This is a genomic window from Phocaeicola dorei (assembly GCF_013009555.1).
Lineage (GTDB): Bacteria > Bacteroidota > Bacteroidia > Bacteroidales > Bacteroidaceae > Phocaeicola > Phocaeicola dorei.
This window is the reverse complement of sequence record NZ_CP046176.1, coordinates 5,182,018-5,196,387: the sequence shown is the minus strand read 5'-3', so window position 1 is coordinate 5,196,387 and position 14,370 is coordinate 5,182,018. Positions and strand designations below refer to the sequence as shown.

At 39.9% G+C, this 14,370-nt stretch carries 8 protein-coding genes; 5 read left to right on the top strand and 3 right to left on the bottom strand.

The genetic code is table 11. The annotated features are described in order from the left end of the window. Positions 1–17: 17 nt before the first annotated feature. From typA to GKD17_RS21365, 3 genes are all read right to left on the bottom strand, one after another. The gene (gene typA / locus GKD17_RS21375; RefSeq protein ID WP_007841350.1) at positions 18–1,820 is read right to left on the bottom strand and encodes a translational GTPase TypA; all 1,803 of its coding nucleotides are present in this window, start codon (positions 1,818–1,820) and stop codon (positions 18–20) included. Positions 1,821–1,886: 66 nt separating this feature from the next. Then, positions 1,887–6,008: a hybrid sensor histidine kinase/response regulator transcription factor gene (locus tag GKD17_RS21370; RefSeq protein ID WP_007833710.1), complete on the bottom strand. Its 4,122-nt coding sequence runs from the start codon at positions 6,006–6,008 to the stop codon at positions 1,887–1,889. Between the two features lie 350 nt (positions 6,009–6,358). Next, positions 6,359–6,964 carry a DUF5033 domain-containing protein gene (locus GKD17_RS21365; protein WP_007833707.1) on the bottom strand — a complete coding sequence of 202 codons (606 nt, stop codon included), beginning with the start codon at positions 6,962–6,964 and terminating at the stop codon, positions 6,359–6,361. A 436-nt stretch (positions 6,965–7,400) separates the two neighbouring features. On the opposite strand from GKD17_RS21365, the gene GKD17_RS21360 reads away from it, so the two are divergent. The 5 genes from GKD17_RS21360 to GKD17_RS21340 all read left to right on the top strand — a co-directional run bounded on the left by GKD17_RS21360 (position 7,401) and on the right by GKD17_RS21340 (position 14,368). After that, complete coding sequence (locus GKD17_RS21360) at positions 7,401–7,970, top strand: DUF3575 domain-containing protein (protein WP_032935893.1); 570 nt, start codon at positions 7,401–7,403, stop codon at positions 7,968–7,970. Between the two features lie 12 nt (positions 7,971–7,982). Then, positions 7,983–9,443, top strand: a complete 1,461-nt coding sequence (locus tag GKD17_RS21355; protein ID WP_007833702.1) for a DUF3868 domain-containing protein — start codon at positions 7,983–7,985, stop codon at positions 9,441–9,443. Positions 9,444–10,325: 882 nt separating this feature from the next. Further along, positions 10,326–12,086: a fimbria major subunit gene (locus GKD17_RS21350; RefSeq protein ID WP_007833697.1), complete on the top strand. Its 1,761-nt coding sequence runs from the start codon at positions 10,326–10,328 to the stop codon at positions 12,084–12,086. Positions 12,087–12,174: 88 nt separating this feature from the next. After that, positions 12,175–13,230, top strand: coding sequence for a FimB/Mfa2 family fimbrial subunit (locus GKD17_RS21345; RefSeq protein ID WP_007833696.1), 1,056 nt, complete (start codon positions 12,175–12,177; stop codon positions 13,228–13,230). A 22-nt stretch (positions 13,231–13,252) separates the two neighbouring features. Next, entirely contained in the window at positions 13,253–14,368 is a 1,116-nt protein-coding gene (locus tag GKD17_RS21340; protein ID WP_007833690.1) for a FimB/Mfa2 family fimbrial subunit, read from the top strand. Positions 14,369–14,370: the final 2 nt, after the last annotated feature.

Below are 14,370 nucleotides of genomic sequence, written 5' to 3'. Positions count from 1 at the left end.
TATTCAATGTAGATTGATTAGCTTTTGTTGGCTCTCTTGCGTTCTGTTTCGTCAAGAATCACTTTACGCATACGCATACTCTTTGGAGTAACTTCTACATATTCATCTTCCTTAATGTATTCTAATGCTTCTTCCAACGAGAATACTACCGGAGGAATGATGCGTGCCTTGTCATCAGAACCTGATGCGCGCATATTGGTAAGCTTTTTCGATTTAGTTACATTGATCACCAAGTCGTTTTCATGAACATGTTCACCTACCACTTGGCCGGCATATACTTCGTCTTGCGGATAAATGAAAAATTTGCCACGATCCTGTAATTTGTCAATAGCGTATGCAAAAGCTGTTCCGCTTTCCATAGCAATCATAGAACCGTTGCTGCGACGTTCTATCTCACCTTTGTATGGTTGGTAACATTTAAAGCGGTGGGCCATGATCGCTTCTCCGGCCGATGCAGTCAGTACATTGGTGCGAAGACCGATAATACCGCGCGAAGGCATATCAAACTCAATGTTTACGCGGTCACCCTGTGTTTCCATAGAAACCAAATCACCCTTACGGCGGGTTACCATATCGATCATTTTACTGGAATATTCTTCGGGCACACTGATCGTTAATTCTTCGATAGGTTCGCATTTTACTCCGTCTATTTCTTTGAAAATAACCTGAGGCTGTCCTACTTGTAATTCGTATCCTTCGCGGCGCATGGTTTCAATCAGTACAGAAAGATGAAGTACACCACGTCCTGATACAATCCATTTACCGTCTTCCAGTTCGCTTTTGCGTACACGCAATGCCAGGTTCTTATCTAGTTCTTTGGTCAAGCGATCTTGGATGTGGCGTGAAGTCACAAACTTACCTTCTTTGCCGAAGAAAGGAGAATCGTTGATAGTGAATAACATGCTCATGGTCGGTTCGTCAATGGCGATGGGGGGCAATGGTTCCGGATTTTCGAAATCGCAGATGGTATCACCAATTTCGAAGCCTTCTACACCTACTACAGCACAGATATCTCCCGATGAAACGGCATCTGTCTTTTTACGTCCTAAGCCTTCAAAAGTATGTAGTTCTTTGATTTTAGACTTTATCAGACTGCCATCACGCTTTGCCAGTGTAATATTCATACCTTCTTTCAGGGTACCACGATGTACACGTCCCACAGCTATACGACCTGTATATGCTGAATAGTCTAAAGAGGTGATTAACATTTGAGGAGTTCCCTCTAGCTGTTTCGGTGCTGGAATGTGCTCAATAATAGCATCCAACAACGGAACCAGATTTTCTGTTGGGGTCTTCCAGTCAGTACTCATCCAATTATTTTTGGCAGAACCATAAATAACGGGGAAGTCCAACTGATCTTCTGTAGCATTCAGGCTGAACATCAAGTCGAATACCATTTCGTATACTTCTTCCGGACGGCAGTTGGGTTTATCCACCTTGTTCACAACAACTACAGGTTTCAAACCGATCTGTAACGCCTTTTGCAATACGAAGCGTGTCTGCGGCATCGGGCCTTCGAATGCATCTACCAATAAGATACATCCATCAGCCATATTGAGTACACGTTCTACTTCGCCACCGAAGTCGGCGTGTCCCGGAGTATCAATAATATTGATTTTTGTTCCTTTGTAGTTAATTGAAACGTTCTTTGAAAGGATAGTTATCCCTCTTTCGCGTTCCAAGTCATTATTATCCAATACCAGTTCACCATTTGTCTGGTCGTTGCGGAACAAATGTCCCGCCAGCATCATCTTGTCCACCAGTGTTGTTTTTCCGTGGTCTACGTGGGCGATGATCGCAATGTTTCTAATGTCTTGCATACTATACCTATATATTTGGCTGCAAAGGTACGATTTTTAATTCAAAAAATATTTGGCTGTTAACGATTATTTTTTATCTTCCGTATCTTCTTTACTATTAAATGTGGAGGGAGTAGTGCCATAGAAATCGACAAAGTGCTTTCTGAAAGTGGGGATGTCATTATAACCAACCATTTCGGCCACCTCCTGAACATTGTATTTGCGGCTTCTCAGTAATTCGGCAGAGCATTTTAACCGGACTCCTCTTACTAATTCTATGATAGTGAAATTAGTGAGTTGTTTTACTTTCCTGTAAAGGGTAGGTTGACTCATATTCAGCATTTCGGCCAGTTTTTTCACATTGAATTCCGGATTTTGCAGGTTCTCATTTACAATATTCAGAATTTGTGTGATGAACGGGTCTTCTATGATGATTGTTTCCGTATTTTCTTCTTGCGAGCCGTTGACGGTGATGGAAGGCATTAGTAGTTTGGTATAAATCTGTTTCAGTTCAGTCCGGCTTTTTATTAAACGTTTTACTTTGGTGCGGAGAATCTCCGGATTGAACGGCTTCAGAATATAGTCATCAGCTCCTAATTCTATTCCTTTCACTATATTTTCGTCATCTGTCAAAGCTGTCAGTAGAATAATAGGGATATGGCAAGTTTTTAGATCTTCTTTTAGGATACGGCAACATTCAAAACCGTTCATGATAGGCATCATGACATCCGTTATTACAAGATCCGGTATTTCTTTACGCGCTATTCTTACTCCTTCTTCCCCATTTTCCGCCATAATAATATTATAGGTAGCAGAGAATAATACTTTCAGATAGAGGCGGATATCTGCATGGTCTTCAACAACCAGTAGTTTGTATTTGGTTTCGGGGTTGTCAATAGGTTTGGCAGTTATGCTGTTTGCTATTTCCTGTTGTCTCTTATCCTCTGCGGTAATCATTGCTTTATTTGGATCTTCCGCTATTGTTTCGGGTTCGATGAAACATACGTTTTCATCATTTTTCAAATGTTGCTTACCTAGAGGGATATAAAGGACAACTCGGGTTCCTTTGTTTTTTTCTTGAGTGATCTGGATATCACCGTGGTGGGCGAGTACTGTCGTTTTCATAATTTCAATGCCTAATTCGGGGTGTAGCCGGTTGCTTGGAGGGTTGTAATTATCCGATCCAAGGAAGATAACAGAGGACTCTTCTATCATTTCTTTCCCGTCATCCTCTATAGTAAAAAGGCAGAAATCCTTTCCGTTGATAATACTGGTGTTTACAGTAAAACGGATGGAACCGGAATACGAGATATGCCGATAGGCATTGGATAATATATTACTTAGAATAAAGGTTATCTTTTTCCGGTCAATCCATATTTCTGTATTTATTTTGTTGTCTTTGTCATAATGCAGGTTAATGGGACTGACGTTCAGTAGCTCGTGAGAGGCACGAACTACAGTGTCGGCTATCACGCTGGCGGGATAGGGGGCCACATTCAATTTAAGACTGTAACTTTCTTGCTGATGAATATTCAATAGCTGGTTACAAATGTCTTGCAGGCTGATTGAATTCCGATAGGCCATTTTTGCTTTTTGCAGGAATGATTCCGGGAAGGCCGTATTAGTAATCATTTCTTTTAACGGAGCGGTGATGAGTGATAACGGGGTGCGTAATTCCTGTGCCAGCATATATCTGATTTGGTCACGCAATTGATGGTTTTTCTCTTCTTCTTTTCTTATTTCCGTTTCTTCTTCCAGCTTTTCTTTCAGTTTCACTTCTTTGGCCTTGTAAACTTGCCGTTTCTGTAATTTCCGGTTAAAGTACATCCATGTAAGCAAAGAAATAATGATAATAGCCAGGATGTATGCGGCGATGGCCCATCCGGTTGCAGCCCAATATCTATTTACATTGATAGATAACCGGGTTATTTGTTTATTTTCTTCCAACGGATAAGACGAGCGTATTTCCAGTACATATTTCCCAGGAGGGATATTGCTGAGTTTTATATGATCGTCATAATTCGTATTCCATTTTTCTTCTGTGGGTAACAGGCGATATTTCACTGTGTTGGGCGAGGTTCCGTATTTCAGATCACTTAAATAGAGAATCAGGTTGTTGTTATTGTAGTCTAAAGATAAATGTTCTATCAGGTACGCAGGTTTGTCCAGAATGACTTGTCCGTTTATTTTTTCTCCTATTTCTACTTTATTGTAATTAATATCTATATCGGAGATATGGAATTGGCAGTTACTTGAACTTTCTTTTAAAGTGCGCGGTTCAAAATAGAGTAATCCTGTAGAGTTCGCCCATAGCAATTTCCCGTCATTCAGCCGACATACATCGTAATAACTTTCCGGTAATGCGTAGGTATATGATGCATTGTTCTTGTTATTCAATGTGATAAAACCAGCATTGCTTCCCAGCCAGGTATTTCCGTTCTTATCATCTATCATACAGCTTATGTGTCCGTTAGGCAAGTCTTTTTGTAAGATCATGATAGAGGATATGGTTTTCTCTTTTCCGTCTATTTGGATAATTTTATCAGTGTACGAGATAAGCAGTTGGTTATAGTTGTTCAGATAAAGTGCTAATACTTTTCCGGGTGTCAGGTTTCTTTCCTTTTCATAACCACCAGTGAATTTTATTTGTTTCCCTTTACAGTTGGCACGGTGTATCCCTTTTTCAGTACCCAGCCACATGGTTCCATCTCCATCTTCGCATATAGCGGTTATTTTTTTGAATTCTTTCGTATAAGGTTGTGCTGCTATACATTCGTGTGTCTGATGGTTATAGACCATTATTCCTTTTTCGGTGGCAATCCATAAATGGTTTTGTGAGTTTAGATATAGTTTCAAGATAGCAGCAGTTACAGCAGAGTCTGCTGTTTCGGGGGGTAGTTGGTGAATCACTGTTTCACCAGTAGTAGGATTTACCCAAAGAATGTTTCCTTTGTTATCGCCGAACCATAGTCCTCCATTTCGATCTTTGTGCAGGCAATAATGATTATTCTTGTTACTTTTCTCCCATAAGGAAAAGCGCAGATTGGGGAAGATCTTATTTTCTATACTTTTATATATGCCATCTTTTTCGGTGACCAGCCAGATGTATCCATCGGCATCTTGTGCTATACCATTCACATATCTTATTTCATCGTTCAACAGGATACGGTTGATATCGTTTCCTTTGAGATTCAGTTTCAGTAATCCTCTGCCGAAAGTTCCTACCCAAAGCACATTGTTGGATTTGTCAAAATGGATGTCGGTAATTCTGTTTTTGAGGATAGGGGTATAGTAAGAATCATGTTGGGTCAGGTCTATAATGTGGAATGGCGACTGGAGGTAGTTGTCCGTTTCAAATCTTATGGCTGACAGTGAACTCCATGTGGCTATAATGAATGTGGTTTTATCTATCTGGATAATATCGCGTATATCTTTTTGAATGAAGGATGACTGGCTGTTGTCATTCAGTGTGCGGGATGTTTTAGTGTTTGTATTATAACAGATGATTCCTTCGGTTTGGTCACAGATCCACACATTATTATTATATATATGTATTTTCTCAATGTTGTCGGCTTTCACAATACCTAGATCGGTTCCATTTATATGCTCGCTACTTTTATCGGAAACGTTATAAAGTAAGATTTGATTCTCTACTGTCAGTGCGCATAAAATATCTTCGTTATTATAAAGTCTTAGGACTTTTGTTTTTATATCTATAAGCGGTTGGGCGGTCAGTCTTATTTCATCTGCATTTTTCTCCATCTTTAACTCTACTATGACATTGGAGGTCAAGGCATATAATTTGTCTTGCAGTACACATATATCCTGTATATCTTTCAATACCTCAGGGGTAGGTGAGATAAGTGGCATATAGATTCCACGCATCTTGTCAAAACATGCTATTTGGTTTAAATTGGCGATATGGGACCATAGCAGATTGTTTGATGTTTCATATAAATGAGCTAAGGCACGTGGCTCTTTATCAATCAAATTGTAATTATGAAAATGTATTCCGTCATAGCGGCTCAGTCCAACATCGGTTCCTAACCATAAAAAGCCGGCTTTATCCTGATAGATTCCAGTCAATGTATTGTTGCTCAATCCGTTTTGTTTGGTAAGTAGTTGGATACCACACTGGCGGAAATAACTTTGGGCATTAGTAGTTGATAGACAAAAACTACATAATAAGGTGATTATTAAAGATTTCATTATAATAAATTGTTTCACTTTTATTCCCCTGTAATCAAATTGGTCACGTACAATCTGCCTGATATTATTCCTTAATCTATTTTAGGAATTCCTACAAATATAGCAAACTATATTTTCATAACCAACTAAAAATCATAAGAATATATTCTGTTTTTAGTATCAACAGGTTCGGTGGAAATAAAGGATGGTAGGTATTTCATTCATACTGTTTTGTTTTTCCTTGATTATTAGACGATTGTATTTGAATGAAGTGCACCCCTTGTCTCTTGCTTTTTTTAAGGTATGTAGGCTAAGCTAGAAACAAGGGGGGAATGATGGTATATATTATAAAGTGATTATTGCATTATATATCATAAATTGTAGGAAAATGCAGCATCATGGTTTCGGGGATTATAGTTGCCTTTTATAGTGACAGGAATCTGCATATATTTGATTCCGTTATCTATTACTTTCATATAAATATAGCTTTGGGATTCGAATTTATAATTTTTTGTGGCATTATCGGTAGCCAGGCTAAAACCTTTAAGATACCATTTTATCAAAGAAGAAGAACATTCCGCCTGATATCCGCCATAGTACAAGCTTCCGTCACTGTAACAGTTCATATTCAGCTGGATAGTGAAAGCATATTTATGATCTATTGTTTGCTTCATTACAATTCTCAGCCATGTTTGTTCTCCTTTGGTAGCAGTTCGAATATCAAGTTCTTCTTGAGCATCAGTATGTTTTCGTAGGACAGATAGAATATGGTCGGCCTCAGAAAGACTGATAGCCGGTAATTCACTTAATTTTAACTTGTCAGAATTATTTTCTTTGTATGTAACGCTTCTGGCTCCATACGTTTTTTCTAGGAGATACGTTGAAACAGAGTTTTCAACGGGGTCATTACCATCTGCAGAGCAGGATGCCAAACTCATCATGACGAGCATGGCAATTATTAAATGCATTGCCTTCATAGAACTATAATTTTTTATTGTTTTTTGATTATTTGAATGATTGACCCATTATCATCCGATACAAAAATAGGTATTCCTTTTATGTATCCAAATTATTTTCAAGCTTTTTTGATGAAAACACCCTCTTTTTGATGAAAATGCCTGCTATGTTGGAAAGAAGGGGGTGTTTGGCTATATAAGGGGCGTTTCTATCATGATGAAAGGAGTTTCACCTATGAATGGAGAAAACTCCGTTGGTGTTCCATTTGATAGTTGGAATGTTTCTCATTGAATGTATGTTCTATTTTTGACGAAAATAGGAACTAGGATTGTTTTTTGTTCATTTTGCATTTTGCTGAAACTACCTCTTAATAAAGATTAATTTGCCAATATCCTGTTAAAAAAATAGCCTTTACCTTTGTGAAGTAAACAATAACTTAGCTAGAAAGAATAGAATATGGTAATACGAAGATTTTTATTTTCATGGGTGTGTCTGTTGGCTTCTTCCTTATTTATGTATGGACAGATGGCTGTTAAAACTAATGTGGCGATGGATGCTGTCGCCATACCAAACTTAGGAGTGGAAGTAGGGTTGAGTAAGAAGCTTACAGTGGATATTCCGTTTTATTATAATCCCTGGAAATACAGCGATAATAAAATGCTGAAACTGGTGATGGTACAGCCTGAGTTGCGCTATTGGCTTTGTGATAAGTTCAATGGTCATTTCTTCGGTTTCCATTTAATGGGAGGAGCATACAATACTACCGGTATTGATTTGCCGTTTTCTCCTTTCGATGATTTGAAAGACCTCCGTTATAAGGGACATTTTTATGGTGGCGGTGTCAGTTACGGTTATCAGTTCGTGCTGGGACGTCATTGGAATCTGGGCGCCACCATCGGCTTGGGTTATGCTTATGTGCGTTATAAGAAATATGAGTGTGAAGAATGTGGAGATATGTTGAAGAAATCCAACAAGAATTATTGGGGTCCTACTAAGGCTGCTCTGAATCTTATTTATATATTCTAAAAATTACGGATTATGAAACTTATATGTTATATACTTCTTATATTATTGATTCCGACTATTCCGGTAGGTGCACAGACATTATCAGGTGGTCAGGTACAAGTCAGCAACCAGTCAATCCTGATTAGTGATAATGGACAGGTGATGATAGGAATGGATATCACGTTGCCGACTGCAATGGAGCTTTCTTCCAACTGTGTGGCAACTCTGACTCCGGTTTTGAAGACACAGGATAACAGTTATAACAGGATTTTGCCTGCTATTTGGGTATATGGGCGTATCCGTTCCATCGTGCAACAGCGTGAACGCAGTATTCCGTCGGATGCATATACCATTCTTCGTCGTAAGAATGGAACGGAACAGACTGTAAATTATTCAGCCCGTATTCCATACGAGAAATGGATGAATGGTGCTGAACTGGAACTGTTGGCTGATGTCCGTGGTTGTGCCAATTGCCAAAAAGAAGAAAGCAGCGCCTTTGTGACCCGTGCCAATTTGGAGCGTTATGTGGTGAAACCTGCTGTGGCATTTGTTTCTCCTGCTGTCGAGGCTGTGAAGAATCGTGCTGAAGAAGGCCGTGCTTATTTGGATTTTCCGGTAAACCAGACCAGGATTTATCCTGATTATCGTCGTAATCCCTCTGAACTGGCAGCTATCAAGCGTACAGTGGATGTGGTGAAGAATGATGCCAATACTACCGTTACTGAAATAGATATCGTGGGTTATGCCTCTCCTGAGGGCAGATATGCGGCTAATGCGCGTCTGGCGCAAGGTCGTGCTGAAGCGTTAAAGAACTATGTAATGAGCGAGTATGGTTTTAAAGCAGATCTGTTCAAAGTGAATTCTGTGCCCGAAGACTGGGCTGGATTGCGTGAATATGTCACAAAGAATGCTTTACCGCTGAAAGATGAAATTTTGTCTATAATAGATAAGAATGAAAACGATTATGATGTGAAGGAGGGATGCATTAAAGCCTTGGATGGTGGAAAAGTATATGCCACGTTATTACAAGATTGCTATCCGGCTTTGCGTCACTCTGATTACACAGTGCGTTATGTAGTACGCGGATTCAATGTAGAGGAAGCGAAACAGATTATAAGAACCCGTCCCCAGCAGTTGAGCTTGCAGGAAATGTTCTTGGTTGCTCAGACATACGAAAAGGGAAGCAACGAGTTTAACGAAGTGTTCGATGTGGCAGTGCGCATGTTCCCTGATGACCCAACAGCGAATATAAACGCTGCCGCTATCGAACTCCAACGAGGTGACTTGCAACAGTCAGTCCGTTATTTGGATAAGGCTGATGCACAAGCGAGTGCGACGCTGAACAACAGAGGCGTGCTGAAACTGTTGCAAGGGGATCTCGACTCTGCCGAAAGTTATTTCAAACAGGCGCAGGCCAAAGGTTCTGTTGAAGCCGGTGCCAATTTGGAAGAAATGGTCAATAAACGTAAAGATGATGCAATCTTTGGAAAATAAGACATATAGACAAACAGTACAATAAAAGATGTTAGAAGAAACTTGTTCTTTGTGAAAAGCGCAAGGTAAAATCCGGGGTAGTAGAGTCTATTCCCGGATTTTGAATTTTATGGCTATAGCTATTTATTAAACCTGATAAGTAGATACTCGCAAATATCTTTATTATTTTTTCATCCGGACAGTTACCCATATTATAGAAAAAAAGTAAGGCCACTTACTTGCTTCATGAACTGCACTTACTTTTTGGAACTGCATTATGAGTGGAATTCAGACCGGAATATTAGGTGAAATAATTGTGAACGACTCCTTAAGGAAATACCTCATTGCTGGATTTGAACCAATCTCTTTGAAGAACCTCTACTGTAGGTGCGGATTGAATCTGGCGTAGTGTAGTAGCCGTGAAGCTGAATTTCTTAGTATTTTCTCCCACTTGTCCGCAATCTCTGAATCCGCTATATTCCATGACTATCCGATACGGAAAGAAAGTACCAGATAAATAAGGAGTTTGAATGAAATGCACTTCACCAACTTCAGAAGGAGTATCAAAAGGGGGAAGCGTAACAGGAAGTTCAGTTAGACAAAAGGATGAATATTGAACAATTTAACAAATTGAAAAATGCAAACATATATGGCGGTGTATTTTTTGTTTATCGCTACGAAAAATATAAGTGGCGATTCTTGCAAAGTATAGGGCGTTTCATTCATGGATGAAGAAAATGCCCTTCAAAAAGACTCCAAAAGTCATTTTGTCAAAGATGCCAATCTATTTTGCCGAAAACACCAATTAAGACTAACCTTAAAAGGCCTTTACCTTTGCAATATCAATGAACAAGAATAGAAATTACAAAAATAAAGAATTTATAAACTGAAAAACTTAAGATTATGAAGATTAAGGGTTTATTATTAGGAATGTTTGCTTGCGCCGCTTTGGTAGCATGTACAAACGATGATATTGTAGAAAACAACAATATTGAACAACCAGAAAAGGTGAAAGCTAACCTTACATTAAGTATCTCTACTTCTACAGGTTCAGGACGTGCTGCCGATGCTGAAACAGGAGATGATGTGGAAAATGGAACACCCTCGGAAGGTAGTATTAAAGATGCTGTCATTATCATTAGCCCGGTTCAGGGAAATACAGCGACAGGATTAGTGGAGTATGCTGATAATATAACTGTAACGAGTGGCGTTTACGAACCTAGCTTCCAATTGAACCAAACAGGTAGTTATAATGTATTGGTTATTTTGAATCCTTGTGCAGATATAGCAAATAAGGCAAAAGAAACAAGTGCAACAGCTGCCGGTGTATATGAGTATGTTACAAATTATTCTATTACCGCAGGAAGCTCTAACGACGCATCTGTTGATGTTGTTACGAAAGGTACATCGGCAAGAGATCATTTTATGATGGCTAATAGTGAAGCGGCAATGGTAAATATCACAAGTCAGGACCCTACACAACCTATCATTCAAGCCATAAGAGTGGAGCGTGTGGTTTCCAAGATAACATTTACACCGAACAATAATGACAATAAATATAATGTAAAGGTTAAAGTAACCATTATCCCTACGGTAACCACTGACGGATGGTTGAAAACAACAACAGCTGATAAAACCAGCTACATTTATATCACTAAATTGAACAAGGCTTTACTTGACGCTGATAATGCAGAAATTTGGGTTTTGCTAAATGGTGGAAACGAAACGGGCAGATATCAGTTGGAGTCAACTCTTGATAATAAATATAAAGGTAATGTTAAACAGAATGAAACAACGACTTCAATAGAAGCTCCTGTATTTGTAGCAACAGATAGAACGGGTGCTTTCCATTATGAAAAAGGAACTTCTATAACAGCAGAGGAGACATGGACTGTGTATTTGGATAAATATGCTATGGTGAACTTGTCAAAAACCGTTTATGCGGTAAGACATAAGACCAGTGATTGGAGTACCATCTCTCCATTTGGTACATTGACTAATAGTGATTATTTGGTAGATCCTAAGTCAGTGGACAAGAATAGCGTGACACTAACAGACGGATTGTGGGCTGATGGAGATAAAACAGCTACAGATTATTTCTTCAATACAGTAGGTGAATTACAGACTTCACAGGATATTTATAACAATGCTTTCTTGAAGGACCTTCCTAAGTCAAGTGATGTTGAAATTGGTGAAATTGCACAATCTAACGATGCATTCCTGACTTATTGCCTTGAAAATTCAGTAACAAAGGATCACCAGCAAAAAGGCGTGGTAACAGGTATTGTATTCCGTGGCGAAATCTTGGATAATGAGGGTACTAATGTAGGTACCATATATAAATATGCCAATCAGTATTTCCGTTCAATGGATGCTTTGAAATCTGTTTACCCGGCTTATAAGGCTGAGAATTTGGTAACTTATACAGATGGATATTGTTATTACTACGCACCTATCGAACATTTCAAAGGAAACGAAAACAATATGCAATATGCTATCATGCGTAACAACATCTATTCATTGAAGATTGGAACTTTCAAGGAAATCGGCAGCTCGACAATTATACCGGAAGATGGTGGAACAATAGACGATGAAAGTGCATACTTGAAACTGACAACTACAATAGCTCCTTGGATTGTACGCTTTAACACTGTTAATTTCTAATTAATAACCCTATTATATAAGCAGGAGAGGAGTGTTCCTCCTCTCCCTGCTATTCTCTTTAATATTCTAACATTAAAAAAACAAAAGCATGAAAACAGTAAAAACATTCGCCCGACAACTCTCTTTCAGCCTAATGATGGCGATGACATTGGGAAGTGCCATTGTGTCGTGCGGCAGCATACTCGATGAAGAAGATGTGGATTGCTCTGTAGAGTACAGAGTGAAGTTCAAATATGATTATAACATGAAGTATGCCGATGCTTTCTCACGCGAGGTGGGGACTGTTACGCTTTATGCTTTTGACGATAACGGCAAATTGGTGTATCAGAAGACGGAAGAAGGTGACGTTTTGGGTGAAGACGGATATACCATGAAAGTAGATTTGGAACCAGGTGACTATCATCTTATCACTTGGGCGGGCTTGAATAACGAAGCTTCATTCTCGGTACCTTTGGTTACCGCGGGGGAATCCTCGATGGACGAGCTGCAATGCAAGATGGACAGAATGTACAGCCGTGCGGAAGACGGAACGGCTATCGTTAACAGCAAGCTTTCTTCGTTGTGGCACGGCGAAGTGACCAAGCAATCCTTTTCCAGGGCTGCCACCTCGCAGGTGGTGACAGTGCCGTTGGTGAAGAATACCAACAGCATCCGCATCATTCTCCAGCAAATGGACGGAGTGACTGTAGATGTCGATAACTTTGAATTCACGATTACGGACGACAACGGCCTGATGAACTATGACAACAAGCTGTTGAAAGACGAAACATTAACATATTATCCCTATTACCGCGTTCAAGGAAGCACGGACATGGACACAAAAGGCGCACGTGCCGAGGGCGATACTGAGGATAGCAATATCAGCGTGGCCATTGCCCAGATTACCGTAGGCCGACTGATGGTGGATCAAAATCCGCGCCTGTCCATCACCAACAAGGATACGGGCGAGACCGTACTCTCCATCCCCTTGGTAAAATACCTATTGCTCACCGAGGCCGAAGGTCACGACATGACCCAGCAGGAATATCTGGATCGTCAGGACGAATACAACATGACTTTCTTCCTGGACGAGAACATGAAGTGGATTAACACCAGCATCATTATCAATGACTGGGTGGTACGCTTCAACGAGATGGATATGTAACAACGAACAAAAAATAGAATCTATGAAAAGATGGTTATCATATATACTAATGGCGGTGCTCTGCGGCTTGTACCTATCGTCGTGTGCAAAGGACGAGGAGGTGGCAAAGGCTACGGATGGCGGGAAGGTACCGGTACGCCTTACACTGGCATTCTCCAATTTCGGCGGACGGGCCGCAAGCGAACCAGGTGATTTAGATTATACCACAGTGGAACAAAGTGCCATGACTGCGGATGATGTATATGTATTGGTCGTTGATGCAAATGATAACTTTTTGTATCAAGTACAGGATTTGAAACTAGGCAATCCTGTTGAAGGTGACAACTATTATACTCGTCAGCTGGAAGGAACCATGTTGAGAACGGTCGGTGGCGAACAAGTGAAACTGGTTGTTCTGGCTAACTTGAAAGACAATAAGATAGCGTCTTATACGACCGGAGCGGCTATACGTAATTTTCTGGAAACAAAGAAAGGAAGTAATATCGCCAAAGTTTATAAAGAATTGGTTTATCATTATGGTGGATCTACGATACCTTGGAAACTTGCAGAAAGAGCTATCCCGATGTGGGGAAGCAGCAATTTGACAGCTGTACCCGGTACGGGAGTGGACTTGGCTTGCAACCTTTATCGTGCTGTAGCAAAGGTGGGCATTTGGGTGAATATGCAGGATGGATATCAAGGATTCACTATCACAAAGATAATAGTGAACAATGCCAACGACAAAGGCTATTGTGTTTCAACGGAAACTCCAAATCCGGTGGAAACGGTTCAATATATATATCCTTCTATTCCTGCCGGAGCACAGAATCAGACTATTACTTATGACGGCTTGCAGGTGACGACAGCATATGAAAATGAAATTTATCTGCCGGAAAAGGTGAATACTACAGGTGGGAATGAAATTTCATTGACGGTTCATTATACCTATCATAACAAAGCCAAAGTGGGAACTATTAAATTCCGGACGAATGGAGATGGAGATATATTTGATGTAATCCGTAACCATTCATACCTGTTCAATATTAAACTGAGTACGATCGAGATAGATGCAGAACTTCAATATCAAGTAATGGATTGGACAGAGGTTGATAATGGCGAATTGGATTTTGGTGACGGTGGCGGTGATGTAAGAAAATAATC